At 45.2% G+C, this 26064-nt stretch carries 30 protein-coding genes; 22 read left to right on the forward strand and 8 right to left on the reverse strand.

All coding sequences use genetic code 11. The features are described from left to right. Positions 1-34 precede the first annotated feature (34 nt). Both MiAbW_RS05520 and MiAbW_RS05525 read right to left on the reverse strand, forming a co-directional pair. Positions 35-676, reverse strand: a complete 642-nt coding sequence (locus MiAbW_RS05520; protein ID WP_151695267.1) for an HAD-IA family hydrolase — start codon at positions 674-676, stop codon at positions 35-37. Positions 677-766: 90 nt separating this feature from the next. Continuing rightward, positions 767-2731, reverse strand: a complete 1965-nt coding sequence (locus MiAbW_RS05525; protein ID WP_151695268.1) for an amylo-alpha-1,6-glucosidase — start codon at positions 2729-2731, stop codon at positions 767-769. A 90-nt stretch (positions 2732-2821) separates the two neighbouring features. On the opposite strand from MiAbW_RS05525, the gene rpmH reads away from it, so the two are divergent. The 5 genes from rpmH to MiAbW_RS05550 all read left to right on the forward strand — a co-directional run bounded on the left by rpmH (position 2822) and on the right by MiAbW_RS05550 (position 5461). After that, positions 2822-2959, forward strand: coding sequence for a 50S ribosomal protein L34 (gene rpmH, locus MiAbW_RS05530; protein WP_002739276.1), 138 nt, complete (start codon positions 2822-2824; stop codon positions 2957-2959). A 26-nt stretch (positions 2960-2985) separates the two neighbouring features. Next, positions 2986-3348, forward strand: coding sequence for a ribonuclease P protein component (gene rnpA / locus MiAbW_RS05535; RefSeq protein ID WP_151695269.1), 363 nt, complete (start codon positions 2986-2988; stop codon positions 3346-3348). After that, the gene (locus tag MiAbW_RS05540) at positions 3338-3733 is read left to right on the forward strand and encodes a PH domain-containing protein (RefSeq protein ID WP_002738951.1); all 396 of its coding nucleotides are present in this window, start codon (positions 3338-3340) and stop codon (positions 3731-3733) included. The genes rnpA and MiAbW_RS05540 overlap by 11 nt, the downstream gene beginning before the upstream one ends. Positions 3734-3818: 85 nt before the next feature. Continuing rightward, positions 3819-4967: a membrane protein insertase YidC gene (gene yidC, locus MiAbW_RS05545; protein ID WP_151695270.1), complete on the forward strand. Its 1149-nt coding sequence runs from the start codon at positions 3819-3821 to the stop codon at positions 4965-4967. Continuing rightward, complete coding sequence (locus tag MiAbW_RS05550; RefSeq protein WP_151695271.1) at positions 4967-5461, forward strand: Jag family protein; 495 nt, start codon at positions 4967-4969, stop codon at positions 5459-5461. The genes yidC and MiAbW_RS05550 overlap by 1 nt, the downstream gene beginning before the upstream one ends. Before the next feature lie 105 nt (positions 5462-5566). Here the strand turns inward: MiAbW_RS05550 and MiAbW_RS05555 are convergent, their stop codons facing one another. The 3 genes from MiAbW_RS05555 to MiAbW_RS05565 are packed head-to-tail and all read right to left on the reverse strand — an operon-like array spanning position 5567 to position 8044. Then, positions 5567-5776, reverse strand: coding sequence for a hypothetical protein (locus MiAbW_RS05555; protein ID WP_002801820.1), 210 nt, complete (start codon positions 5774-5776; stop codon positions 5567-5569). 11 nt (positions 5777-5787) lie between these two features. After that, entirely contained in the window at positions 5788-7467 is a 1680-nt protein-coding gene (locus tag MiAbW_RS05560; protein WP_151695272.1) for a glycosyltransferase family 39 protein, read from the reverse strand. Between the two features lies 1 nt (position 7468). Further along, positions 7469-8044 carry a hypothetical protein gene (locus MiAbW_RS05565; protein WP_151695273.1) on the reverse strand — a complete coding sequence of 192 codons (576 nt, stop codon included), beginning with the start codon at positions 8042-8044 and terminating at the stop codon, positions 7469-7471. Between the two features lie 236 nt (positions 8045-8280). Between MiAbW_RS05565 and MiAbW_RS05570 the strand changes: the two genes are divergently transcribed. After that, positions 8281-8475 (forward strand): hypothetical protein, encoded by a 195-nt coding sequence (locus MiAbW_RS05570; protein WP_002738625.1) that lies wholly within the window; start codon positions 8281-8283, stop codon positions 8473-8475. Positions 8476-8798: 323 nt separating this feature from the next. Here the strand turns inward: MiAbW_RS05570 and MiAbW_RS05575 are convergent, their stop codons facing one another. After that, positions 8799-10328: a pyruvate kinase gene (locus MiAbW_RS05575; RefSeq protein WP_151695274.1), complete on the reverse strand. Its 1530-nt coding sequence runs from the start codon at positions 10326-10328 to the stop codon at positions 8799-8801. Positions 10329-10694: 366 nt separating this feature from the next. Further along, positions 10695-11609: a LysR family transcriptional regulator gene (locus MiAbW_RS05580; protein ID WP_151695275.1), complete on the reverse strand. Its 915-nt coding sequence runs from the start codon at positions 11607-11609 to the stop codon at positions 10695-10697. A gap of 303 nt (positions 11610-11912) precedes the next feature. Between MiAbW_RS05580 and bicA the strand changes: the two genes are divergently transcribed. The 16 genes from bicA (at position 11913) to MiAbW_RS05655 (ending at position 24829) form a co-directional block, all read left to right on the forward strand. Then, positions 11913-13613, forward strand: a complete 1701-nt coding sequence (gene bicA, locus MiAbW_RS05585; protein ID WP_151695352.1) for a bicarbonate transporter BicA — start codon at positions 11913-11915, stop codon at positions 13611-13613. A gap of 123 nt (positions 13614-13736) precedes the next feature. Beyond that, positions 13737-14858 (forward strand): sodium-dependent bicarbonate transport family permease, encoded by a 1122-nt coding sequence (locus tag MiAbW_RS05590; protein WP_151695276.1) that lies wholly within the window; start codon positions 13737-13739, stop codon positions 14856-14858. An 87-nt stretch (positions 14859-14945) separates the two neighbouring features. Next, positions 14946-15284, forward strand: coding sequence for a P-II family nitrogen regulator (locus tag MiAbW_RS05595; RefSeq protein ID WP_151695277.1), 339 nt, complete (start codon positions 14946-14948; stop codon positions 15282-15284). 126 nt (positions 15285-15410) lie between these two features. Continuing rightward, the gene (locus tag MiAbW_RS05600; protein WP_151695278.1) at positions 15411-16826 is read left to right on the forward strand and encodes a cation:proton antiporter; all 1416 of its coding nucleotides are present in this window, start codon (positions 15411-15413) and stop codon (positions 16824-16826) included. Positions 16827-16946: 120 nt separating this feature from the next. After that, positions 16947-18413 carry a class I SAM-dependent DNA methyltransferase gene (locus MiAbW_RS05605; protein WP_151695279.1) on the forward strand — a complete coding sequence of 489 codons (1467 nt, stop codon included), beginning with the start codon at positions 16947-16949 and terminating at the stop codon, positions 18411-18413. Between the two features lie 67 nt (positions 18414-18480). Continuing rightward, positions 18481-18690 (forward strand): DUF2281 domain-containing protein, encoded by a 210-nt coding sequence (locus tag MiAbW_RS05610; protein WP_151695280.1) that lies wholly within the window; start codon positions 18481-18483, stop codon positions 18688-18690. Beyond that, positions 18687-18941: a type II toxin-antitoxin system RelE family toxin gene (locus MiAbW_RS05615; protein ID WP_151695281.1), complete on the forward strand. Its 255-nt coding sequence runs from the start codon at positions 18687-18689 to the stop codon at positions 18939-18941. Before MiAbW_RS05610 ends, MiAbW_RS05615 begins: the two co-directional genes overlap by 4 nt. Before the next feature lie 72 nt (positions 18942-19013). After that, complete coding sequence (locus MiAbW_RS05620; protein ID WP_151695282.1) at positions 19014-20222, forward strand: restriction endonuclease subunit S; 1209 nt, start codon at positions 19014-19016, stop codon at positions 20220-20222. Between the two features lie 37 nt (positions 20223-20259). After that, positions 20260-20493: a hypothetical protein gene (locus tag MiAbW_RS05625; RefSeq protein ID WP_045359782.1), complete on the forward strand. Its 234-nt coding sequence runs from the start codon at positions 20260-20262 to the stop codon at positions 20491-20493. Beyond that, complete coding sequence (locus tag MiAbW_RS05630) at positions 20483-20833, forward strand: type II toxin-antitoxin system RelE family toxin (RefSeq protein WP_104396132.1); 351 nt, start codon at positions 20483-20485, stop codon at positions 20831-20833. The genes MiAbW_RS05625 and MiAbW_RS05630 overlap by 11 nt, the downstream gene beginning before the upstream one ends. 3 nt (positions 20834-20836) lie before the next feature. After that, positions 20837-20992 (forward strand): hypothetical protein, encoded by a 156-nt coding sequence (locus tag MiAbW_RS19920; RefSeq protein ID WP_238707198.1) that lies wholly within the window; start codon positions 20837-20839, stop codon positions 20990-20992. Between the two features lie 169 nt (positions 20993-21161). Further along, positions 21162-21368 (forward strand): hypothetical protein, encoded by a 207-nt coding sequence (locus tag MiAbW_RS05635; protein ID WP_149973163.1) that lies wholly within the window; start codon positions 21162-21164, stop codon positions 21366-21368. A gap of 175 nt (positions 21369-21543) precedes the next feature. After that, on the forward strand, positions 21544-21816 hold the full coding sequence (locus tag MiAbW_RS05640) for a BrnT family toxin (protein ID WP_045359780.1): 273 nt from the start codon (positions 21544-21546) through the stop codon (positions 21814-21816). Beyond that, complete coding sequence (gene brnA / locus MiAbW_RS05645; protein ID WP_016515715.1) at positions 21797-22021, forward strand: type II toxin-antitoxin system BrnA family antitoxin; 225 nt, start codon at positions 21797-21799, stop codon at positions 22019-22021. Before MiAbW_RS05640 ends, brnA begins: the two co-directional genes overlap by 20 nt. Before the next feature lie 3 nt (positions 22022-22024). Next, complete coding sequence (hsdR, locus tag MiAbW_RS05650; protein ID WP_151695283.1) at positions 22025-24337, forward strand: EcoAI/FtnUII family type I restriction enzme subunit R; 2313 nt, start codon at positions 22025-22027, stop codon at positions 24335-24337. Between the two features lie 81 nt (positions 24338-24418). Then, positions 24419-24829, forward strand: coding sequence for a VOC family protein (locus tag MiAbW_RS05655; protein WP_104396131.1), 411 nt, complete (start codon positions 24419-24421; stop codon positions 24827-24829). Here the strand turns inward: MiAbW_RS05655 and MiAbW_RS05660 are convergent. Next, on the reverse strand, positions 24796-25980 hold the full coding sequence (locus tag MiAbW_RS05660) for a class I SAM-dependent rRNA methyltransferase (RefSeq protein WP_151695284.1): 1185 nt from the start codon (positions 25978-25980) through the stop codon (positions 24796-24798). The genes MiAbW_RS05655 and MiAbW_RS05660 overlap by 34 nt on opposite strands. Positions 25981-26064: the final 84 nt, after the last annotated feature.

Consider the following 26064-nt stretch of genomic DNA (forward strand, 5'->3'; position numbering starts at 1 on the left):
TCCCCTATTCCCACTGAAAGACTTTTCCTCGCTTTTATCTTTTAATTAAAAATGCTTCTATACCCAAGGCTTTTGCCCCTTGGTAGTCCTCTTTTTTACTATCGCCAATATGCCAAGCTTGTGCAGGAGGACAATCATGTTTTTGCAGGGCAATTTGAAAAATTTCAGCATCGGGTTTAGCTGCTCCTACCTGAGAAGAAATCGTGATCGATCGAAAAAAATATTCTAAGCCTAATTCGGCCAAAACTTGGTAGATACGACTATCAAAATTAGAAATAATGCCCAACTCGATCCCCTGAATCTGCCAGAGTCTTAAAGCGGGAATGACATCCTCGTACAGCACCCAAGGCTCGGCCGTGGCAAAATGACGGTAAAGTTCGCCAAAAAAAGCCTCAAAATCGGGAAATCGTTCCAGATAACCTAAATTATCAAAAACTGCCCCAGTCAGCGATCGCCACCAGCGATACTCTAACTCAGGAATTTGTGCTGGTTCAACCTCAGGAAAAGCTAGGGGGGGAGAAGTGGGGAAAATAGCCGAGAAAGACTGTTCTAGACTCTCGGCCGCCACCTCTACCCCAAAATCCGCCGCTATTTGGCTATAAATTGCTCCGACACTGCCTTTTACTCCAAAAAGAGTACCCACAGCATCGAGAAAAATAACTTGCGGTTGCTGCATGAGAGTTTTGTCTATAAAGGTCGAACTGAGGTTTTTAGGGTCGGTCCTTTGGGAGGCCTAACACACCTAACCATTGCTTATTTTAAAGGATTATGGCGTAAATTCTCGGATCACTTGCCAAACCCTTAATATCTCTGCCACCGTCCATGCTTGGGCAAAAGCTCCCCTAGGAGTAAAAGGGGCATTACCATCAAAAATTTCACTTAAATTACCGATACAGCTATCCCGAAGATGATCGATCATCGGTGTTAAAAAACTCTCCGCTAGGATCGGATCGCGATAGACTTTTAGATGGGCTTCGATAAATGCCCCTAATAACCATCCCCAGACTGTCCCCTGATGGTAGGCACTATCTCTTTTTAAGCGATCGCCACTGTAAACGCCACGGTAATCAGGATGATCGGCATCCAGCGATCGCAAACCGCGAGGAGTCAAAAGTTTGACAGTACAAATATCGACAATAGCCTTTTTCTGTGGGAAATTTAATAATTCCCCCACCGACAAAGACAGGGCAAAAAGTTGATTCGGTCGTAAACTGGCATTATTGCCCTTGTCCGTATCTAAAACATCGTAACAATACCCCAGAGAATCGTCCCAGAAGCGAGAAAACCCTTTTAAGGTCATTTCTCTCATTTTTTCGTAATCAGTGGCATCCATGCCCAAATACTGGGCAAATTGAACCATAATTTTTAGGGCATTGAACCAAAGAGCATTAATTTCTACGGGTTTGCCGATGCGGGGAGTAATCACCAGATTATCAACTTTGGCATCCATCCAAGTTAACTGTACTCCCGCTTCACCGGCATAGATCAAACCATCGTCATCTAGGTGAATATTGTAGCGAGTACCGCGACGAAACCAAGCGATCACTTCCGTTAAAGCGGGATAAATAGTTTTGAGAAACTCAAAATCTTGGCTTTGGTTAAAATAGGAGCGAATGGCTTCAAAATACCACAGAATAGCATCGACAGCGTTATATTCGGGCATTTCTCCGCCATCGGGGAGCAAATTCGGCAATAAACCCCGGTCTAGATAACGGGAAAAAGTTAGTAAAATCTGACGTGCGATCGCAGGTCGGCCTGTAGTCAAAGTTAATCCTCTTAGGGAGATCATCGTATCGCGACCCCAATCACCAAACCAAGGATAACCGGCGATTATCGTTTTGCCCTCTGGTTCATCGGGGAGAGGACGACTAACGATAAACTGGTCAGCTGCCAGGGTAAGTTGTTGAATCCATCGGGGCTGCTGGGGATTAATCAGACTATTTTCGTAGCGATAGCGAGACTCTAGAGAAGATTGACCGTCTAAATTCGGATCGGGACGGGTACTAGCGGCAATTGTCACCGATTCTCCCACTTTGAGAGTAGCCGCAAAACTAGCCCCATGGAGATGATTTTCCCGATCGATTAAACCACGATAACGTTCCAAGGACAAATCAAAGCGATAATACCAGATATGAGCGGGAAAAACCTGTCCCTGACTGGTTAATAGATAAAAAGGTACAGCATTGTCATAGGCAATCACTCTTACTCCTTTTTCCACGGGACTAATAGCCATTTGCCAGTTAAAACCCTGGGTATTGCCGTGAAAATCACGATAATTGACAAAAGCAGTCAGATTAAGAGTTAGGGGAGAATTGCCGCGAAGGTAGGTATAGCGAGTATAGGTGGTATTTTCTCCCTGTTCCATCCAAAGGCGCTTTTCTAGTAAGGCATCCCCACAGATAAAAGTCCAGACGGGAATTGTGCCTTCCAGATGAAAACTTTCGATGTTAATATAGCCTTGTGGTTCGATCGCACCACCTAACCAGCGATTGCTGGCCAAATGATAAAGTTTCTGGTTATATTGTATCGATTCATCGATTTTAGTCACAAGCAGCGTTCTTTTCGTCGGTGGAGCCAAAGCCGCGATCAAAAGGCCATGATAACAGCGAGTCAGCAATCCGGCCACAGTTCCCGCAGCAAAACCACCAATACCATTAGTGACTAACCATTCGCGCTTTTCAGCCACCGACAGACAATTACAGATATCTCGACCGAAACGGAGCTTGACCATGAGCTTCCCAATTCCTAGTAATTTTGTTATAATAGAAAATTGTGTCTTTATATCTATAGACTAACTCTATCTTAAGGAGAAAAATCAGCAGTGAGTAAACGTACTTTAGAAGGAACCACGCGCAAACAAAAGCGCACTTCCGGATTTAGAGCGAGAATGCGTAGCGTCAACGGACGCAAAGTAATTAAAGCTCGTCGGAAAAGAGGGCGCTATCGTTTAAGTGTTTAGGTTATTCTGGGAACCGACTAACTTTCGTGGGACTAGCCCAAATTCATCGCTTAAAGCATCGACAGGATTTTCAAGCTGTCTATGGAACAGGGAAGCGTTATCACGGTTCCCACTTAACCTTAATTAGTTTAGAGGATTCTTGCCCAGATTCCCCCGGCCCCAGTCGTTTTGGTATCTCGATTAGCAAGAAAGTTAGTAAAAAAGCGGTGGTTCGTAATCGACTAAAAAGGCAAATACGAGCGGTAATTCGGCAGTTATTGCCAGAAATAGCAGCAGGATGGCGAGGGATAATCATTATCCGTCCCGAGGCGATCGAGTGCAATTATGAACATTTTTTGCGAGAATTAAAGCAGTTGTTAGTGAAGGCCAATATAATTCATGGGCATTAAAGAAGAAACTTTTTATGAAGGCGGTCCGCACATCGGCGACCTAATCATCAATATACTGCTAGGATTTACAGTGATTTGTTTACCTTTAACCGTTGGGGCAGTGGTGCGGGCAATCTGGTTAAGATATAAGATAACCGATCGGCGGATTTCGATCACCGGGGGTTGGATGGGACGCGATCGCACGGATATTATCTATTCAGAAGTGGCAAAAGTAGCGAAAATGCCCAGAGGAATTGGTCTTTGGGGGGATATTGTCGTAACTCTCAAGGATAGAAGTCGTTTAGAAATGCGCGCGATGCCGAAATTCCGGGAAATTCACGACTACATTGCCGAAAGAGTCGCCGATAAAACCGGTCGTCCCCTAGAATCGATCATCAGTCAATAAAACAAAATAATCGATCGCCGAGATTCGATAAATTAGATTTGTTACAAGTGAACCCCCATTCAACGAGAAGGCATAGATTAAAGCCATGGATTTTGGAGTCGGATTTATTTCCACAAATATCATGTTGCCAATCCTAGATTTTTTCTTTCGGATTGTGCATAGTTACGGTTTCGCCATCATTGCTTTAACGCTGGTGGTCAGATTTGCCGTCTTTCCCCTCAGCGCCGGCCAGATTCGCAATATGAGAAAAATGCGAATCACTCAACCCTTGATGAAGGAAAGACAGGCAGAAATTCAACAACGCTACAAAAATGACCCGCAAAAACAACAGGAGGAAATGGGCAAATTAATGCAGGAGTTGGGCAATCCCCTAGCCGGTTGTTTACCCCTGTTATTACAAATGCCGATTCTTTTGGCTTTATTTGCGACGCTGCGGGGTTCCCCTTTCTCGGATATTAACTACACCGTCGATTTACAGGTGCTGCCGGCCGAACAAATCGCCCTCGTCCAGCGCCAACCCTATGCCACCAAACCCCAAAACGTCTATATTGACGAGTCTCTCCACTATCCCATCACCGCTTTTTTACCCCAAGGCAATAAAATCGCCCCAGGAGAACAGGTAAACATCGACCTGCAAAACGACCAGGGCAAGTCTTTAAGCCAATTAGCGACGGAAGTACCCGAAAATAACCTAAAACCCACCTACGAGGTGGTTAAAGGTCAAGAACTGGTGCAAGTTAATCAAGACGGGTCTATCGTCGCTTTAGCCCCCGGAGATGCCAGTATTAAAGTTATCGTGCCAGGGATTGCCGCTAATACGGGTTTTCTCTTTATTGAGGCCTTGGGAAGAATTGGGGCCACCGGTGCCAATGGTGAAATTCACTGGGATATTTTGGCGATGGTGATCGCTTTCGGTATTAGTATCTATGTTAACCAAGAGTTATCCGGTGCCGGCGCGCCTTCGGGGGGGGCAGCCCAACAACAGCAAACGGTGAATAAAATCACCCCGATAATTTTTAGTATGATGTTCCTGTTTTTTCCCTTACCGGCGGGGGTATTGATGTATATCTTAACCGCGAACATCTTCCAAACTATTCAAACGGTGATTTTAATGCGGGAACCGTTACCGGAAAACCTGCAAAAATTGGTAGCGGAACAGGAAAAAACGGAAAAATCCCGCGATGCCCTCCCCTTTGAAAAACGTTCTAGCAAGAAAAAGGAAAAAACATCGTAATGAGTATATGGGAGCAAAATAGCGAGAAAGCTAAACAATGGCTGGAAAAACTGCTAAAGTTGATGGCCATGCCCACAGATGTCCAGATTGGTGTGCAGGAATTGGGAACTGGACCTTCCTCCTGTTGGTTAATTATTGATAGTAGTCAATTGAGTCCCCAACAAGTGGAACTCCTCCTCGCTAACAAGGGTGAGGGACTAGATGCGATTCAATCCCTGGCTAATACGATTCTAAATATTGGTGTCGAGTCGGCAGAACACCAGTTCTATATTGTCGAAATCAACGGCTATCGTCAACAAAGACAGGCAGAACTTTTCGATTGGGTGAATCAAGCGGCGACGCAAGTGCGGCAAACAGGACAGGAAATAGAATTAAAAGCCCTATCTTCGGCAGAACGTCGCCAAATTCATGCCTTTTTTCAGGAAGAAAACGATTTAACCACGGAAAGTCGCGGCGTGGAACCCGATCGCCGGTTAGTAATTCGTTTAAAATAAGATCAAAGGGTGGGCTAAAACCTGCCCTCTTTTTTATTTTAGCCAGATATCTCCTGTCTCGGAGTCTCCTCACCCAACGGAAGATTTTTGATTTTTGCAGGAGATTTAATAACTTAACTTCAGAGCATTTACAGGTACATCATCCCAAGATTCTACGGTTCTTAAAACTGCTATCCACCCCGCTTGTTTTTGTTCGTCCGTAAGACTGGTTAACCAACTTTGATGACAATCTTTTGCCGCTTGTTCATCTTGACAGGCAATACAAGCTTGTACTAAACCACAGGGGTCAATCTGTTCATTTACCCAAATAATCATAGTTAATAGCCCTACTTAACTTTATTATTATAATCCATCGATCGCCCACAGAGAAACTTTTGATATTGATAACCTGTTACATAATTGGAGGATAACTCTGAAGGTTGACAGTCCGATAAATCTATTGAAGAATGGAAATTAATTAACCATAATTCAAAAGGGGGAGAAGATGACAGATTAAAATTTGGCTTTTGTTCTGGGTTAACTAAGAGAAACTTAGGGTTTTTGTTGGGAAATTTTTGGTTAAATTCCCAAGCAATTCCCATCATTTCTCCCACCTGGACCAAACTCCTATAGCTGGTGGCAATTACTAACGGATAACGGCCACTATTTTCGATAGTGGTGACTAATTTATCTGGCCGATAATACTTACGATAGCCTAAATTAAAAGTCACACTTAGGGAACTAACTAAAGCCATGATAAGGACAATAATTACTATTCTTTTCTGCTGCCTATGCCAACAATTGTCTAATAGAATTGCTAGAATTAAAATTACCGAGGGAAAGTAAACAAAACTATATCTAGCTCCCCGGGTAATATCGATTGAGAGCAGATAGGTGATGACAAAAAAAATGGCAATTGAACTGAGAAAAAATGCCGAGAGAATGCCTAATTCGGGTTTATAGGAGTCTAACCATGCTGTTTTAAATTGTGGGATAATCCAGAGAAAAAACCCGATCATTATTGCCCCAGAAATCAAGATAATTATTAAAGATTCTGATTCAACAGGGAGCAGGGAAAGCATAGTAATTAATGTTCCCAGCAATTGAAAAAAGGGGCTAATTACGGCTAAAAAACTATCATTATCTCTCTGAATCCAACCAGTCATCTGATTGCCATAATCTTTGGGAACAAAGGTGATAAACCAAATAATAATAAAGCTCAAGTTACCTAAAAAAACTGAACTTAAACGCCACCAATTAGTTATCCAAAAGTTTTTTTGTTTGATTTGATTGAATAAAATCAATAACAAAGTTATCCCTTCTGCTAGGATAGTTAAACTAAAAAAATAGTGGACTAATAACCCTAGACAGTTGACAATTAACCAGAAAAAAACCAAAGTAGGGGATATTCTCTGACGGTGGATAATTTTACCGCTTGCCCTCAGAAAACAGCCTAAAGATATGAGGACAAATACAACCGCTAAAGTATAATGACGCGCTTCTTGGGAGATAAACACCCCGTAGGGAGAAACCGCCATTAAAATTGCCGACAGAAAAGCGATCGAGCCAGATTTAAAGACCAATTTACTGATAAAATAAATTAGAGGAATCGAAATAACTCCCCAAAACACTGCCAGCGATCGCATTCCTGCTAAAGATACATATTCTCCCCGATCAAAGAATAATTTATTCCAGAGATAGGCGAGAATAAAATATAAAGGTGGATGATTATCCTCCTGAATAACCAACTTAATTACATCGGCAATAGTTGCCTGATGGTTGCTCTGGAGAGGTGCTAATAAAGTGTCTAGGGAAATTATTTGATTTAACGGCACTATCTGGTAATTATTGCCAATACTAAACACCATAGTGGCAAATTCATCCGTCCAGGGAGGTTTGCTCGTTAATTGTGTTAACCTAATAACCAGTCCCAAAATTATTACTAATCCTAACCAGCAAAAATCAGACCAAGCTAACCGCTCCTTGCCTTTTTGTTGTAGATTAGAAATGACTGTAGATAAATTCAATTTAATGGTTATCTCCAAAAGATTCGATTATTTTAACCGCTTCCGATGGGGAAATATCCTGACGGCAATTAGGATAATCATACTCCTCCCGGGCAATTAATGCCCCACTGAGACGATAAAAATATTCTCCCATTTTCATCCAATCGGAATACAAATCGGGTTCGGGGAATTGTTGCCTTAATTCCGAGTCTTTGGGTGTACCATAATTGAGCCAGTATCCTTCTCCAAATAGTGGGGAATTGAGCGCTAGGGTTCCCTCTAATTCTAAACCATCATCGCCCCTGGCGTTTTCGATTCCTTCCACTAAAAAACAGCTATTCTCGGCATTTTCAAAGAGGACTGCGTATCCCTTCCCCTCTTCTGCGAGGATTTTAATCTCGCTGGCCCGAAATCCGGGAGGGATATAGTTAGGTAAAATAATCCTAGCATCTAGCGATCGCAGTTGTTGCCGTTGACTGGCACTCAAAGTTACCGTTTCTGCTCTCAGAGCTTGCCCATTGTCAATAATAACAATACATAATCCTAAAACTAAAGGCCAGAAAAATTTTATGGTCATAATCGCGGTTTTTAAGGTCATATTCTCGAGAATATGTCAGTTTTAAGGCAATTTACTGATTATTTAACCAGATTGAAGACGAACATTGCCCTTTTCCTGTTCCCGATTCCCTATTTCCCCATTCTAATCGACAAAAAATCATAGCTTATCTGTGGATTCTACTTTTTTCCACTTCTGTCACCAGGAATTATGGGACTGACATCACCCCAAACCCTCTCGTATTCTAAGGTTATCGACAGGAAAGAGAGGTAACAACCATGTTAGTCAGCCACCAAAATCCAACTTTTGTCCGTAACTACTTAATCGCAGTTATCTCCGTGGTGATGATGGGTGTGGGAGTTGCCGATCTCGTCAATAATCCCTCTCGAATCGCTCAACAAAACCGTCTTGATGGTTATGGTCGCTATGTTAGCGCTGGTTTGGTTAGCGGTGCGGTCAATAATATGCGTTAATATGTGTTAATTTGCCTCTGATTCTCAATCCTGTTGAAAAGGTGTGGGGGAGTGGGAATTAGGGTTCTCTTAGGTTTGGTGAGTAAAATGTATTCTAAGATACAGTCCTGCTGGCGGTCGCAACGCCCTCGCTACGCGAGACCGAGTGGAAGAAACCACAGGGACACAGAGGACACAAAGATTGATCGCTTCTATAGTAAGTTAAACTGATCACACAAAGAATAAGAGATCCGAATTAGTAATTATGAATTATGAACTGGGGAGAATAAATAAAAATAATCTCCTGAATACTGATAGCTAAAATAACTGATAACTGAAACTGCCTAAACCCAAGAATGGAGAGCGCGTAATTGGGGGGTTTTTTTAGCTTGATGGGTCTGCATTCTTTGTAAAACATCATCGAGAATTGTCACCGCTTCCCGGATATATTCCCCCTTATTCAGCATGACACATTCAGCCCTTTCGGCCATAGCGGCATCGGTAATCTCGGCCCGGGAGGGAATACTTTTCTTGACCAGATTTTCTAGGACTTGGGTGGCCCAAATTACCGGAATATGGGCCGCTTCGCATAACCAGAGAATTTCCTCTTGAATTTCTGCTAATCTTTGATAGCCAATTTCTACAGCCAAATCACCCCGGGCAATCATCACCCCAAAAGGTTGTTTACCGGCGGCATGGATGATTAATTCAGGTAGATTTTTCACGGCTAAAGGTGTTTCTATTTTGGCCACAATTGCTTTTTGTCGCCAAGCATCCCCCAAACGACTTTGTAACTCTAGCTGTAGTGTCTCGATGTCGCTGGCTTTTTGGACAAAAGAGTAACCGATAATATCGGCATTTTCGGCAATAAAATCTAAATCTTGCCGGTCTTTTGCGGTCAAAGGATCGATATTTAAGACGGTATCGGGGAAATTTAGTCCCTTATCTGCTTTCAGTTTTTCCCCTTTCTCCCTGGCGTGGGTAATTTTTAGTAAAAGACCTTCCGGCATTATGGCAATAACTTCAGCCCCGATATGGCCATCATCAATCCAAACTTTCGCCCCGACGGGAATTTGGGGAATAATTTCCGGTTGGGAACAATTAGCCTGAAAATACTGAGGATGGGCAGTCTGGGGCGCTTGGGTGGTTAAGAGGAGAAAATCCCCTTGGTATAGTCTGGTTTGGGACTGGGGGGCTAAAATCTGTTCTAAACGGATTTTTGGGCCGGCTAAGTCCATATAAACCTTACAGGTATGTCCATTGACTAAATTTTCGGGATTTTTGACCGCCTCGTGCAGATTTTCAATCATTCCCTGCCACTCTTTCGGGCCATCATGGGCGCAATTAATGCGAATACAGTCCATCCCGCAACGCAGTAATTGAGCGATAAAATCGGGGTCGGTTGCCGCCTCCGTCGGCATTGTCACCATAATTCGCACCCGACGCCGGGGGGAAGGCAGACCGAAAACTTCGGCGCTATGGGAGGCTAAAAGTTGATCTCCCTGGAAAAATGCCTCTAAAGGAGGATGTTTTGGTAATAATGAGGATTCTTGATGGCAAACCGCCCCTAAAGTGGCAATTACCGCATCGAGAGTCGGTAAAACTTTCGATTCAATCCGGCCTAGGGAAGATAATCCCCAGGGCATTAAAGCTAATTGTAAATCCCGGATATCTTCTTGTCTCAGGGCGAGATAATAGGCTAAATTACGGGTGCTAGGTTGAAAATTCTCCTTTTCAATCAGGTTTTTCCACTGCTGCAATTTCTCCTCTCCTTCTACTGTCACAAAATGCCGTAACCTTTGCAGATGATGGAGGAGAGTTTGGGGGTAGGATAACTGTTCTCGTTTGAGTTGTTCTGAGAGAGTTAAAGACATAAAATTGAGTAAAAAGTAAAAATCGTCAATTACTAAGGCAATACTCGCCTAGAAAATGATCACTTTCGCCGCTTATATTGCTTTTGGCTGGTTATGGGGTCAGTTCTTAGGTATAATCTCTCTGTTTCTATACTAAGCAAATATCCTGTCTCTAGAAGTTAATTTTTGCTACGATTTACTTCCCCCTGAATATTAAACCTCTTGCATAATTAACTTTTGAGGGTTCAAAAATGAGAAAAATAGGCATAAAATTGCATAAAATCACTAAATAGAGCCTTTAATTGATTATTATTTATTCTTAATTCTCCTGACTACTGACTCCTAAACCTCACAACAATTTTTGATTTTTGCAAGAGGTCTATTTATTTAGGAACAGTCTCCCAAGAAAGTTTGGGGCTGAATATTGAGGAGATAATCCAGAAAAGTCTTGGCGATCACCGATAGTTTTTTATCCTTGGGATAAACCACATACCAATGGCGTTGGATGGGAAAATCTTCCACGTCAAGGATGGTAAATTCCCCATTGGGAGGGTCTAAATTTAAGACGTGTTGAGACAGAACCGAAATTCCTAAACCACCGGCGATCGCTTGTTTAATGGCTTCATTATTGCCGATTTCCAAACGCAGAGATACAGTGATGCCATGGTCGAGAAAAATTTGCTGTACTGCCCGTCTAATTCCCGATCCCATTTCCCGCATAATAAAAGGTTCCCCTTGCAGTCGTTTAATTGGAATTTTTTGCTGTCCCGCTAGGGGGTGATCTTTGCGGGCAATTACCACCAGGGGATTTTCCAGAAACGGTCGAATCTCCAGGTTTAGCTCTTGGGGGGGTTCGCTTAAAATATATAGGTCATCAACATTATTGATCATCCTTGTTTCTAGGTCTTGATGATTGGTCAATTCTAGGGACACATCCACCCCTTGGTACTGTTGACAAAAAGGACCTAGTATCTGAGGAATTAAATATTGGGCTGTGGATACCGCCGCTAAACGCAGTTTACCCTGTTTAATGCCCTTGATATCAGCGATCGCCATCTCAAAGTTATCAAGATCCTTGAGGACTGCCTGACAGGTTACTAATAAACTGCGTCCGGCCTCGGTTAAATACAAACGTTTGCCTATCTGTTCAAATAAGGGTAAACCCACTGATTTAGTCAGTTGTTTCATCTGGGTGGAAACGGTGGGTTGGGTGATCGATAGTTCTTCCGCAGCCCTAGTAAAACTGCCATGACGAGCCGTCGCTTCAAAGACAATCAGTTGATGTAAAGTGGCGTGAATCAAGAGAGGCCTCTAGAGAGCTACACTTCTGTTACTGCCTTGAGGAGCTTTGCTAAACAGAAGCAGGAATGGAGGGGAACGAGTGAAAACCTCCCCACCCCGCTTACTATCATAGGTTTAAATCAATACTTTTGTAAAGATATATCGATTCAAGCTCAATTTATAAAATTTGCTTGTCAAGATATCCGTTCTAGTATAGATTTATAACAATCGATCTTTAAAAACCATAAACTTTTGTCTATCAAGGCTGGTCTGTCTACCGCCGGCTTTGTTGTGGCAAAAAATCCTTTGCTCAGTTGGATTCTCATGGAAATAACCAATCGTATTCATTTTGACAATTTGCGGGGCGATATATTCGGTGGTCTAACAGCTGCCATCGTTTCTCTCCCTCTAGCTCTCGCTTTCGGTGTAGCTTCTGGGGCTGGTGCGATCGCTGGTTTGTACGGTGCTGTCTGTGTGGGTTTTTTTGCTGCCCTTTTTGGTGGCACACCCACGTTAATTTCGGAACCAACGGGGCCGATGACGGTAGTAATGACGGCGATCGTGGCCAGTTTAACCGCCAAAAATCCCGAATTAGGCCTACCCATGGCCTTTACGGTGGTCATGTTAGCGGGCATTTTCCAGATTCTGTTCGGTATCTTCAAAATGGGTAAATACATCACCCTGATGCCCTATAGCGTTATTTCTGGCTTTATGTCTGGGATCGGGGTAATCCTGATTATTCTGCAAATTCCGCCCTTTTTAGGGCAAGCAGCCCCCAAAGGAGGGGTTTTAGGCACAGTGCAGAAAATCCCGGAACTACTCTCTAATATCAATCCCCCTGAAGCCATTCTGGGGGCAATTACCTTGGCGATCATCTTCCTGATGCCCTCGAAATTCAAGCGTTTTGTCCCCCCTCAGTTATTAGCTTTGGTGATAGGAACTCTGATTTCGCTGTTTTTCTTCCAAGGTGCTGAAATTCGCCGGATTGGGGATATTCCCGTGGGTTTACCCACCTTGCAAATGCCCACCTTTAGTGCTGCCCAAATGATCACAATGTTGGTGGATGGGGCAGTTTTAGGGATGTTGGGTTGTATTGATACCCTATTAACGGCGGTAATTGCCGATAGTTTGACCCGTACCGAACACAAATCGAATAAAGAATTGATTGGTCAAGGTATTGGTAACTTAGTATCAGGAATCTGTGGCGGTTTACCCGGTGCCGGGGCCACGATGGGAACTGTCGTCAATATTCAAACCGGTGCGACCACTGCCCTTTCTGGCATTACTCGCGCTTTAATTTTATTAGTCGTCGTTCTCTGGGCCGCCGGTTTAACTAAGAGTATCCCCATGGCGGTATTAGCGGGGATTGCCCTAAAAGTGGGGATCGATATTCTCGACTGGAGTTTCCTGAAACGCTCCCACAAGATTTCTCTGAAAGGGACGCTAATCATGTACGGTGTACTGTTATTAACAGTATTCGTCGATCTGATCGTTGCTGTGGGTGTGGGGGTCTTTATTGCTAATATTCTCACCATTGATCGCCTCAGTGAACTGCAAGCGCAGGAAGTGAAAACAATCACCGATAACGATGACGAGATTCTCCTAAGTCCAGAAGAAAAACGGTTACTCAACCAAGCTAACGGTCGCATCATCCTATTTTATCTCAGTGGTCCGATGATCTTTGGAGTCTCGAAAGCGATCGCCAGGGAACACACAGCCATGAAGGAAGCGGATGTTTTAATCGTCGACTTGAGTGATGTGCCTTTGTTAGGGGTGACAGCTTCTTTAGCGATCGAAAATGCGATTAAAGATGCGATCGATAAAGGTTTACAAGTCTTTATCGTTGGTGCCACCAGCAAAATCCAGCATCGTTTGGAACGTCTCGGCATTTTAGCCCAACTACCCCCCGATCATGTGCTAATGGACAGAACCATCGCCCTACAACAAGCGGTAACTTTTGTCAAGACCCATCCTCACCAAGAACCAGAGGATTTTGAGGTTAATCAAGGGGTTTACCCGACATAAATTTAACCGCATTGGGAAGTACGCCTGCTGTTGGGGTGAAGCACCTGACCCTTATTTTCTTTAACTCTTGACAGTTCATTTATATTCAATACTCCTCATCAGGGGAGGCCCAAGGAGGTATTCGTGGATTTTTTGTCATTGTTTGTCATGGACTTTGTTAAGCAGTTGCAGTCCCCAACACTAGCCTTTTTGATTGGTGGCATGATCATTGCCGCTCTCGGTAGTGAATTGGTCATCCCAGAGTCGATTTGTACGATCATCGTCTTCATGCTGCTGACCAAAATCGGTCTGACCGGCGGGATTGCCATCCGCAATTCCAACCTAACGGAAATGGTGTTACCGATGATCTTTGCCGTCATAGTAGGGATTATTGTGGTCTTCGTCGCCCGCTATACCTTAGCCAATCTGCCCAAGGTGAAAGTGGTCGATGCGATCGCGACTGGGGGATTATTTGGAGCCGTGAGTGGCTCGACTATGGCAGCCGGTCTGACGGTACTCGAAGAACAAAAGATCCCCTACGAGGCCTGGGCTGGCGCACTCTATCCTTTTATGGATATCCCGGCGCTGGTAACGGCGATCGTGGTGGCTAACATTTATCTTAACAAGAAGAAGCAGAAAGAAGCAGCCTACGACCAAGAGTCTTTTAGCAAGCAGCCGGTGGCGGCCGGGGATTATTCCGATCAGCAGGATTATCCCAGCAGTCGGCAGGAGTATCTCAGCCTACAGCAGCCAGCGGATAATCGGGTCAAGATCTGGCCGATCATTGAAGAAAGCCTGCGCGGACCTGCCCTATCGGCCATGTTATTAGGTCTGGCTTTGGGCATATTCACCGAGCCGGAAACTGTCTATAAAAGCTTCTACGATCCCCTCTTTCGCGGCTTGCTTTCAATCTTGATGCTGGTCATGGGGATGGAGGCCTGGTCAAGGGTGGGTGAACTGCGTAAGGTGGCCCAGTGGTATGTGGTCTATAGCGTCCTAGCACCCTTTGTGCATGGTCTAATCGCCTTCGGTCTCGGCATGGTTGCCCACTACGCCACCGGGTTCAGTTGGGGCGGTGTCGTGGTTCTGGCCGTTATCGCTTCCTCTAGTTCCGACATCTCCGGGCCGCCCACGTTGCGGGCCGGTATCCCCTCGGCTAACCCCTCCGCCTATATAGGCGCGTCCACGGCCATCGGTACACCCGTAGCGATCGGCTTATGTATCCCGTTCTTCCTTGGTCTCGCCCAGGCCCTCAGCGGCGGCTAATTCCAGAAGGATTGTGGTCTGTGGGCGTTCCCTTGACGGGGCCTACCAAGCAAATAAATGTACATATTTTTTAAGGAGATAATCAACATGGCTAAACCAGCCAAAAAGCTCGTCATCGTCACAGAAAAGATTTTGCTGAAAAAAGTCGCCAAGATCATCGAAGAAGCCGGGGCGACCGGTTACACGGTGATGGAGACTGGCGGTAAAGGCAGTCGCAACGTGCGCTCGTCGGGACAACCCCACGTTTCCGAAACCGACAGTAATGTTAAGTTCGAGGTACTCACCCCCGATCGAATTATGGCCCAGAATATTGCCAAGCAGGTTGCCGATCAGTTTTTCCTCAATTTTGCGGGCATGATCTATATCTGTGACGCGGAGGTTCTGTACGGACAGAGTTTCTGTGGACCAGAGGGCTGTGGAATCTAGACAACTAAGCTTGTCTTGATCCGGGCAACCCCATCCCCAGCTTGACTGTCCTTGGGCGGTGGACCTTTTTCCTATCCCCCAGTTTTATGACCACCTGAAACCTTTAACCCTCATCCCTTTAAACTCATGATTTTGTCCCCTATTCTGCCTCCTTCGATTGGGGAGATAGCCGCCCCCATGGCTCCGATCCCCTTGCTCGCCACCGTTGTGGCCGAGGATTCACCGATTATTCTCTCCGGGGTATTGCTGACGCTGGTGGTGATTTATCTGGCCAGCAAGCTCGGCGCGGAGGCCGCCAGAAAATTAGATTTTCCGCCCGTACTGGGAGAACTGGTCGCCGGTGTGATCGTCGGCGTTTCGGCACTGCATCTGGTCATCTTTCCCGAAGGGGGACTATCGGCCTCTGACTCGCTGATTATGACGGTACTGCAAGGATTGAATCAATTGGCCCCGGCTGCCGTGGACCGGATCTTTGAGTCCCAAAGTGAAGTGATTTCGGTTCTAGCTGAAATCGGTGTGATTATTCTGCTGTTTGAAATTGGCCTAGAATCCGACCTGCGACAACTCAAGGAAGTGGGAATTCAAGCCACGGTTGTGGCCTGTGTGGGGGTTGCGGCACCTTTTGCGGCAGGTACGGCCGGGTTAATGCTCGTCTTTCATGTGGCGGCCATCCCGGCGATTTTTGCAGGGGCAGCCTTGACGGCAACCAGTATCGGTATTACCTCGAAGGTGTTGTCCGAGTTAGGTCAACTCAAATCCAAAGAAGGGCAAATTATCGTCGGTGCGGCGGTGATCGATGATGTCCTTGGTATTATTGTTCTGGCTGTGGTCGCTAGTTTGGCCAAAACCGGTGAAATCGATGTGGTCAATGTTATTTATTTGATCGTCAGCGCTACGGCCTTTTTGATCGGCTCAATTTTGTTGGGAGGTGTTTTTAACAAAAGTTTTGTGGCGATCGTGGAGCGGCTGAAAACAAGGGGAAATATTGTTATTCCAGCATTTGTCTTCGCTTTCTTTATGGCATTTTTGGGCAATGCTATTCATCTGGAAGCGATTTTAGGGGCCTTTGCCGCCGGTTTGGTGCTTGATGAAACCGATACCCGCAACGAGTTGGATGAGTTAATTAAACCGATCGCCGATTTGCTTGTACCGATTTTCTTTGTGACGGTGGGAGCGCGTGCCGACCTCGGTGTTTTAAACCCAACGGTACCGGAGAATCGGGCTGGACTTTTGATCGCTGTCTTTTTGATGGTTGTGGCGATTATCGGTAAACTGGTGACGGGCTGGGCAGTTTTTGGTATATCCGGAATCAATCGCCTCGCCATCGGTGTGGGTATGATTCCCCGGGGTGAGGTGGGTCTAGTTTTTGCTGGGATTGGTTCAGCCAGCGGAATTTTGGATAAGCCTTTAGAGGTGTCGATTATTATTATGGTAATCCTGACCACTTTCCTCGCTCCTCCCTTCCTCAGAGTCGCTTTTGGTAAGACGGAAGCTGTTCCCGAAACCCTGGAAAGCAAGGAGCCAGCTAATCCTATTAGTTAATTTTGCGGGTAAAATCTGATTTTTTAGACGAGGCTGAAGCATTTTCAGCCTTTTTAAAAATCTATGCTCAGGATAAGGGAGCGATCGAGGTAAGATTTGAGAGTATCTAATCTTTTTCCTATGTTCGAGCAGACATTTAAGAATATCGACGATATTCTCCGAAAAGAGGCGGGATGCGCCACGGAGTTGGATTACGCAGAACAGATATCCTGGATTCTCTTTTTGAAATATCTCGACGATCGGTCAGTCGATCGCCAGAATCGGGCATTATTGACGGGGGAAGACTACGATCCGTTACTAGACGAACCCTATCGCTGGTCGAGTTGGGCCTACCCCAAGGACGGGAGGGGTGAACTGCTGAAAACTGCCAAGGTAGGGGACGATCTGATCGAGTTCGTCAATAGCGACCTATTTCCCTACTTTCAGGGATTCAAGCAATACGCAGAACCGGGGACGTTCGGGGCTAAGATCGGGGAAATTTTTGCGGGGGTGCGCAATAAGTTTCAGAGCGGGTATAACCTGCGGGAAGTTCTCGAAAGTATCGACCGGCTTCAGTTTCGCACGCAACAGCAGAAACACGAGCTTTCGGACCTCTACGAAACCCGGATCAAAAATATGGGCAATGCGGGGCGAAACGGGGGCGAATATTACACCCCCCGGCCCCTGATCCGGGCGATGATTCAAGTGATTAAACCGCAATTAGGGGAGACGATTTACGACGGGGCCTGCGGTTCGGCGGGGTTTCTCTGCGAGGCCTACGAGTATTTACGCCACAGTAAGGCCGATCTGAGTACGAAGGAGCTAGAAACGCTACAGACGAGGACTTTTTTCGGCAAGGAGAAAAAGGCTTTAGCCTATATTATCGGGGTGATGAATATGATCCTGCACGGGATCGAGGCTCCGAATATTATTCAGACCAACACCCTGGCCGAAGATATTCAAGCGATTCAAGAGAAGAATCGTTATGACATCGTTTTAGCTAATCCCCCCTTCGGAGGCAACGAACGGAAGGAGATCCGCGGCAATTTCACGATCAATACCGGAGAGACGGCCTTTCTTTTTCTCCAGCATTTTATCAAGAGTTTGAAAACCGGGGGACGGGGAGCGATCGTTATTAAGAATACCTTTCTGTCGAACGCGGACAACGCCTCTAGAGAGTTACGGAGGGAGTTAACCTCGTCCTGTAATCTCCATACGGTTTTGGATTGTCCCGCTAAGACCTTTTTAGGGGCGGGGGTAAAGACGGTGGTTTTATTTTTCACTAAGGGTTCGCCGACGCAGAAAATCTGGTTTTATCAACTCGAACCGGGGCGAAGTCTGGGAAAAACAAACGCGCTCAATGATGATGATTTGCAAGAGTTCATCGAGTTTCAATCGACTTTTAAGCTATCGGAGCGCTCTTGGTTTTTAGACTTAGAGGAGGTCGATCCGGGTTCCTTCGATTTGTCGGTGAAAAATCCCAACGCGCCGGAGGGCGATCCTTTACGCGAGCCGGAGGAAATTTTAGCGGAGATTGCGGAATTGGACCGGGAAAGTGGGTCGATTTTAGAGGCGATTTCCGATTTATTGGAGTCTTCTCCTAGCTGATGGGAAGGGATAATCAGGGCGATTTTAGCGATCTGCTAGATAAAATAGATAGAGGTAATAGAGAGAAATGAATATTAAAGAACAGTTAATCCAAGAAATCGATCGAATCCCCGAAGCTTTGTTATCGGAAGTATTAGATTTTACTTTGTTTATTAAAAATCGCTATCTTGATGATGAGGTTTCGGAGGTAGAAGCGGTTAGTATTGCCGAGTCCCGTTTAGCTTACGAGCGGGGGGATTATCTGACTGTAGACGAGTTTGAAGCGAGTTTAGAATGAGTTACCGAGTAATTATTCCGAAACCCGTTCAAAAGCAGTTAAGGGAATTACCCCCGAAAGTTCGTTCTCGTTTATTGGCTGAAATAAAGTTACTGGCCGACAATCCTAGACCGGATGGAGTAAAAAAGCTCAAGGGTTACGAAGATATGTATAGGATTCGCGTGGGGAGCTATCGCGTGATTTATGAAGTTGAAGATGGGAAGATGTTGGTTTTAGTGGTCAGCGCCGTTCATCGACAAAGTGCTTATTGATTTTTTTCCAAAGATATACTAAATTTAGCTTGGCAAAAGTGCGGAAAAATTGGCGGGCATTGGAGAGATATTATGAAATCACAATGGAAAATTTATCAACTGGGTGACGTGACAGAAATAGTCAATGGCGGAACTCCGAAAAGCGAAGTTTCTGAATATTGGGACGGAGATGTATTATGGATAACTCCTAAAGATATGGGACAAGCTAAAAATGTTTTTGTCTCTACCACAAGTCGTACTATTTCTAAATTAGGACTACAAAAATCCTCTGCAAAACTTATTCCAAAAAATTCGGTTATCCTCTCAACAAGAGCGCCTATAGGACATTTAATTATCAATCTTCAAGAAATGGCTACCAATCAAGGTTGTCGAGGATTAATACCGAAGAATAATCTTGATACTAAATTTCTTTTCTATTTTCTTAAATCTAACATTAAATTGTTAAACGATCTTGGAACAGGTACAACATTTAAAGAACTTTCTAAGAGTGCTTTAGAAAAAATCAAAATTCCGGTTCCCCCGATCGAAGAACAAAAAAGAATAGTAGAGATACTAGACAAAGCTTTCGAGGGTATAGCCCAAGCTGAAGCCAACACCCGAAGAAACTTAATTAATGCCCGGGAGCTTTTTGATAGTTATTTAAACCAAGTTTTTACCAATTATGCACATCATTATAATTTTATTAGTTTAAATAATTTGACTGAACTTATTACTAAAGGATCTTCCCCTAAATGGCAAGGTATTAACTATGTTGAGCATCCAGGAGTTCTTTTTGTTACCAGTGAAAATGTTGGAGTTAATGAATTGATTTTTGAAAAAACTAAATATGTCGAAGAAAAATTTAATAAAAAAGATAGTAAATCGATTTTAAAGAAAGGTGATGTTTTAACAAATATTGTGGGAGCTTCTATTGGAAGAACCGCTATTTTTACCAGAGAGGAAACGGCTAACATTAACCAAGCGGTATGTTTGATTAGATGCCTCCCAGATAAGTTGTTTAATCAGTATATTTGCTATCTGCTTAATTCACCCTATTTTCGTAAAATTTTACATGAAAATGAAGTTAATACTGCACGCGCAAATCTCAGCTTGACTTTTTTTAGAAATTTAGAAATCCCTGTTCCCACCCTTGAGGAACAGAAAAATATTGTTAATCGTATCAGTAAGACAATTCAAAAAACTCAAAAACTTGAAACCATTTACCAGCGCAAACTAGAAGCGATCGCCGAACTTAAACAATCGATCCTAGAAAAAGCCTTCACCGGTCAACTCAGCCAGTAGAACCGTTAAAATGTAAATAGCGTCTTCCCGTAGCTCCATGATCATCCAAAAAATCATCGACGAACTCCACGAAATCCCCGAAGATCACCTGACTCAGATTTACGAGATCGTTAGATCCTTTCGCCTTGAATTAGAACGGGAACGATCGCACAACCCAGACGACACCCCAGACGAGGAAATCGTTGCCAACCTTAAACAAGGAATGCAAGAAGCCCTAGGGGGAAATACCATCCCCCTAGATCGAATGTGGGAAGGCATTGATGTCGATTAACGAAAACCCCATCGAAATTAGACTCACCCCCCGCTTTCAAAAAGATCTCAAAATCCTCGCCAAACGCTATCGATCCATCCGCCAAGACTTACAACCCCTACTTCGGACCCTTCAGACAGGACAAACCCCCGGCGATCGCATTCAAGGATTCAATTTCCCCGTTTTCAAAGTTCGCCTCAAAAACAGTGATATTAAAAAGGGGAAAAGCGGCGGTTATCGAGTTATCTACTACCTGCAAACCCAGACCACCATCGTCCTCATCACCCTCTACTCCAAAACCGACCAAACCGACATAACCGATCGAGCGATCGCAGAAGCCATCAGCCAACTTGATTTCTAGCCCATGAACGAAGCCGAAACCAAAGCAGAACTGATTGACCCCGCCCTCTGTTGCGATTTAATTATGAAAATGTCTATTAACCCGCAGTGGGCAGAAACCAAGTTTATTTATTGGTATTTTAGAACATCAAAACTACGACATTTAAGTAGCTGGTTATAATTAAATTAAAAATGGATTTTAGGTTCGATCCCCCCTGCCCCCCTTGATAAGGGGGGTGCCGATAGGCGGGGGGATCCCCCCTTAATCCCCCCTTAATAAGGGGGGTGTCTGACAACTTTTAACGCCTACCTACTTAATTTCTAATAGCGCACAGGGTGCTAATCCTACTATGAAAAAAATTAATAAAGCTATAGTACAAAATTTTCCCGTTTTTATTCCTCCAATTGTAGAACAAAAAAAAATCGTCGAGCAAATAGAAGAATGTTATCAAAAAACTCAAAAACTCGAAACCATTTACCAACGTAAACTAGAAGCGATCGCCGAACTTAAACAATCGATCCTAGAAAAAGCCTTCACCGGTCAACTCAGCCAATAGATGGGTTAAAATACACAGAATAGCGGGAACGCTCATCGATGCCGACCTATACCCTCGCAAACACTCGTAATCCACCCGGTGCGGGGCCAGCCGCCAGAACCAACGGGAAACCATCGGGAAAAAGCGGGGTCGAGGCCTTGACTGCGGACGTAAAAAAACTCGCCGATTCCTAGAAATGCCTAGCTTCGAGTACGACGAAAACAAAAGTAAAACCAACCAACAAAAACACGGCATAGACTTTATCGAAGCCCAAAAACTCTGGGAAGACGACAATCTACTGGAAATCACTGGCAAAAGCGAGACCGAGCCACGCTATTTAATCATCGGTCAAGTTCAAGATAAGCATTGGACGGCCGTGATTACCTATCGTAGTGAAATGATCCGTATTATCTCTGTTCGCCGTTCCCGTACTAATGAGGTTACATGGTATGAAAGCCGAAGAATTTGACGCGAAATTTGATGCGGGGGAAGACATGAGCGAATTTCTCGATTTCTCCACCGCCCGACGACCCAACCGGGAAAAGCAAAAAATCGAACTCGATTTACCCTTTTGGATCATTCGCAAACTAGAAGCCGAAGCCCAGAAAGAGGGCGTTTCCACTCAAACATTCCTAGAAAACTATCTAGCCCGACACATCGCCTCCGCCCCCTAGTTTATGAACGAAGCCGAAACCAGAGCCGAACTGATTGACCCTGCCCTCAAAGCCGCCGGATGGGGAGTCATTCCCGACAGTAAAATTCGTCGCGAGGTTATTGCCCCCGGTCGTCTGGTGGGTTCTGGCCAGCGCAGTTCATCGAAAATCTGCGATTATGTCTTAGTCTATCGCGGTCACAAACTCGCCACCCTGGAAGCCAAAAAACGCGACGCGCACCCCACCGAGGGACTTGGGCAGGCTAAGGACTACGCCGAGCGCCTGCAAACCCCCTTCGCCCTCTGTACCAACGGCCTCCGCATTTATCGAGTGGATACCCGCGCCGGAAAAGAAGGCTATATCGATCGCTACCCCACCCCGGAAGAACTCTGGGCCGCCACCTACCCCGATCCCAACCACTGGCGCGACCGTTTCGCCACCGTCCCCCCCGATAATAAAAGCGGGATGCGCGAGGCCCGCTACTACCAACACAACGCCATCCAGGCCGTTCTAGAAGCGATCGCAGCTGGTCAAAAACGGATGCTCCTGACCATGGCCACCGGCACCGGCAAAACAACGATCGCCCTTCAAATCGCATGGAAACTCTTTCATAGTAGTTGGAACCTGAGCGGTGAACCGACCCACCGGCCCTGTATTCTCTTCCTTACGGATCGCAATATTCTGGCTAATCAAGCTTTAACCGAGTTTACCGCCTTCCCCGAAGATGCCCTCGTTAGGATCGAACCGAAGAACATCCAGAAAACAAAGAAAGTCCCTAAAAACGGCAGCGTCTTTTTTTCGATCTTTCAAACTTTTATGACCCAAAACGGCGAGGAACTAGCCCCTAACTTCCTCGAATACGCTCCCGACTTTTTCGACTTGGTGATCGTGGATGAATGTCATCGGGGCGGGGCCAACGACGAAAGCACTTGGCGAAAAATCCTCGAATACTTCGCCCCGGCCGTACAACTGGGATTAACTGCCACCCCGAAACGGGATCTCAACGGCGACACCTACAAATATTTCGGCGAACCCCTCTACACCTATTCCCTGAAAGAAGGCATTAACGAGGGCTACCTAACCCCCTTCAAGGTGGTTGAATTCACCACCAACCTCGACGAGTACCAATATGATCCCGACGATGAACTGATCGAGGGCGATATCGACGAAAACAAGGTTTATACTGAATCCGACTTTAACCGGATTATCGAGATCGAGGAACGGGAACGCCAACGGGTAAAAATTTTTATGGAGGCGATCGACCAAAACGAGAAAACCCTAGTTTTCTGCGCCAATCAAGATCACGCCCTAGCCATTCGCGATCTGATCAATCAAATGGCCATCAGCAGCGATCCTAACTACTGCGCTCGCGTTACCGCCAACGATGGCAGCTTGGGAGAAACCCACTTAAAAAAGTTTCAAGACAACGAGAAAAGGCTCCCCACCATCCTTACCACCTCTCGCAAACTCTCCACCGGGGTGGATGCTAGAAACCTGAGAAATATTGTCCTACTGCGTCCAGTCAAATCGATGATCGAGTTCAAACAGATTATCGGGCGGGGGACGCGCCTTTTCGATAATAAAGACTATTTTACTATCTACGATTTTGTTAAAGCCCATGAAAACTTTAACGATCCCGAATGGGACGGGGAACCGCAGGAACCCGTCCTCATCGATCCGAGACCGCGCCCCGAACCAGCTGACGCGATCGAAGAGCCTCTGGACGAGCCGGATTCTCTGCCGATAGGTCAGAAAATTAAAATCAAACTGGCCGACGGCAAGGAACGAGAACTAGAACACACCCAGAAAACAACTTTCTGGAATGCCGACGGAAACCCGATCTCGGCCGAGGAGTTTATCCAGCAGCTTTTCGGGGATATTCCCGATCTTTTTCAAGATGAAGCGGAATTGCGCCATCTCTGGGGCCGACCCGATACCCGCAAATCCCTGCTAACCGGACTCGCGGAAAAAGGCTACGGCGAGGAACAGCTACAGGCGATCGCCCGGATCACCAACACGGAAAACAGTGATATTTACGATGTCCTGACCTATATCGCCTACGCAGCCAGACCCCTGACCAGAGAAGAGCGGGTAATCAAGCACAAAGATTTAATTTTCTCGAAATATACGGGAAAACAACGGGAGTTTCTGGACTTTATCCTTGATCAGTATATTCGCTCTGGCGTTGGCGAGCTTGACCGGGAGAAATTGCCAAAACTGATCGAGATTAAATATCACACCATTAACGAGGCGATCTCCCAATTGGGAGACATTCGAGAAATTAGCGGGGTATTTATGAGTTTTCAGGCTTATCTTTACTTAGAAGACGTTGCCTAATCCCCCCTGCCACCCCATGACTGAACTTTCCCCAGCCATTGTTTACTGTTTACCGATCACTGAAAAAGCTTGCCAACCCCGATGAATAACCCCCCCGATAGTCCATTCAATTACACAGAGGCTTTTATTGCCCTAGGTACGAGTAATTTTGATCGCTCGGTGCAGTTTTATCGTCAACTGTTGCAACAGGAACCAAGCCCCTACCTTGCCGCCGTTTATGCGGAATTTAGGCTGATTAACCTTAAATTAGGTCTTTTTTGCCCTAAAGAGTCCCACAGAGAGGAATTTGGCGATTCTAGGGGCAGTGGCATGAGCATTTGTTTCGAGGTGGAGAGTCTCGAAAAAGCGATCGAGCATTGGAGCGAAATCGGCTATGGTGCTAGGGGAGAAATTAGCCAAGCTTCCCACGGCAGGGAAATCTACATCTATGATCCGGATGGTAATCGTTTAATTTTCCATCAATCCACCGCTAAAACCAATCCTTTCAGGTAGGAACCTTCCGAGTGATAGATACTGGTGGGATGGTCAGCCGGTTGGCTTAAACGTGCTAAAATTCGCACTGGGCGAGCCGATTCAATAGCGGCAGCCATGACAGCCCCCTGAAAATGTTCTTCGTTAACCACTTGGGAACAGGAAAAGGTGAAAATAATACCTTGGGGGCGAATTTTCTGGAAAGCTTGCTGATTTAATCTTTTATAAGCCATAACCGCCTGATGACGGGATTGGATACTTTTGGCAAAAGCGGGAGGATCGAGGACAATCAGATCGTAATCCTCCTGACAGTCGCGCAGGAAGTTAAAAACATCGGCGCTGTAGGATTGATGGGGAACTTGACTGAGATTATTCAGGGCGATATTTTTTTCGGTAAGATCGATCGCACCGTGGGAACTATCAACGGAATCGACTAGGGCAGCCCCGGCTTGCATAGCATAGACGGAAAAGCCGCCAGAATAAGAAAAAGTGTTTAAAACCCGTTTATTATGGGAATATTGAGATAATAAAGCTCTGTTTTCTCTTTGATCGAGGAAAAATCCCGTTTTTTGTCCCTTTTCCCAATCAATAATAAAGCGATGGCCGGATTCTAACACCTCATCGCTGGTTTTTTGACCAAATAAATATTTATTCTCGGAAGTATGGGCACTTTTCGCCAAAACTGCGGCACTTTTATCGTAAACTGCCCGTAAATTGTCAGCGTAGATAGTTTTCAGACAATCGACAATCAGATCGAGACGTTGGTATAAAGCTAGGGAATAAGCTTGAATAACCGCCGTGCCATTGTACCAATCGACGATTAAACTAGGTAAACCGTCTCCCTCAGCGTTAATTAAACGATAACAGTTAGTTTTCGGGTTATCCACTAAACCGATTTGTTGTCGCAGCTGATAGGCATTCTGGAACTTTTCGAGAAATAATTGAGCAATATCGCTGACTTTTGGGAAAGAAAGAATTTTAACGGCAATATTGCTGGGATTATACAGTCCAGTGGCTAGATATTCGCCTTGATCGCTATAAACCTCCACGATAGCACCCTCTTTGACTTCCCCCTCCATCTCTTTAATCGCCCCGGAAAATATCCAAGGATGGAATCGTTTGACAGCATCAATTTTATGGTTTCTCAGGATAATTTTCGGTAAATCTGGCATGGATAAAAAATCAGGGTTGATAGCTGACGGCTACTAGAAATTCTATTATCCCCTGCCCGCAGCACAAAACCATAGTTTCTTATC

This window comes from Microcystis aeruginosa NIES-4325, from assembly GCF_008974145.1.
In the GTDB taxonomy this organism is placed as follows: domain Bacteria; phylum Cyanobacteriota; class Cyanobacteriia; order Cyanobacteriales; family Microcystaceae; genus Microcystis; species Microcystis aeruginosa_G.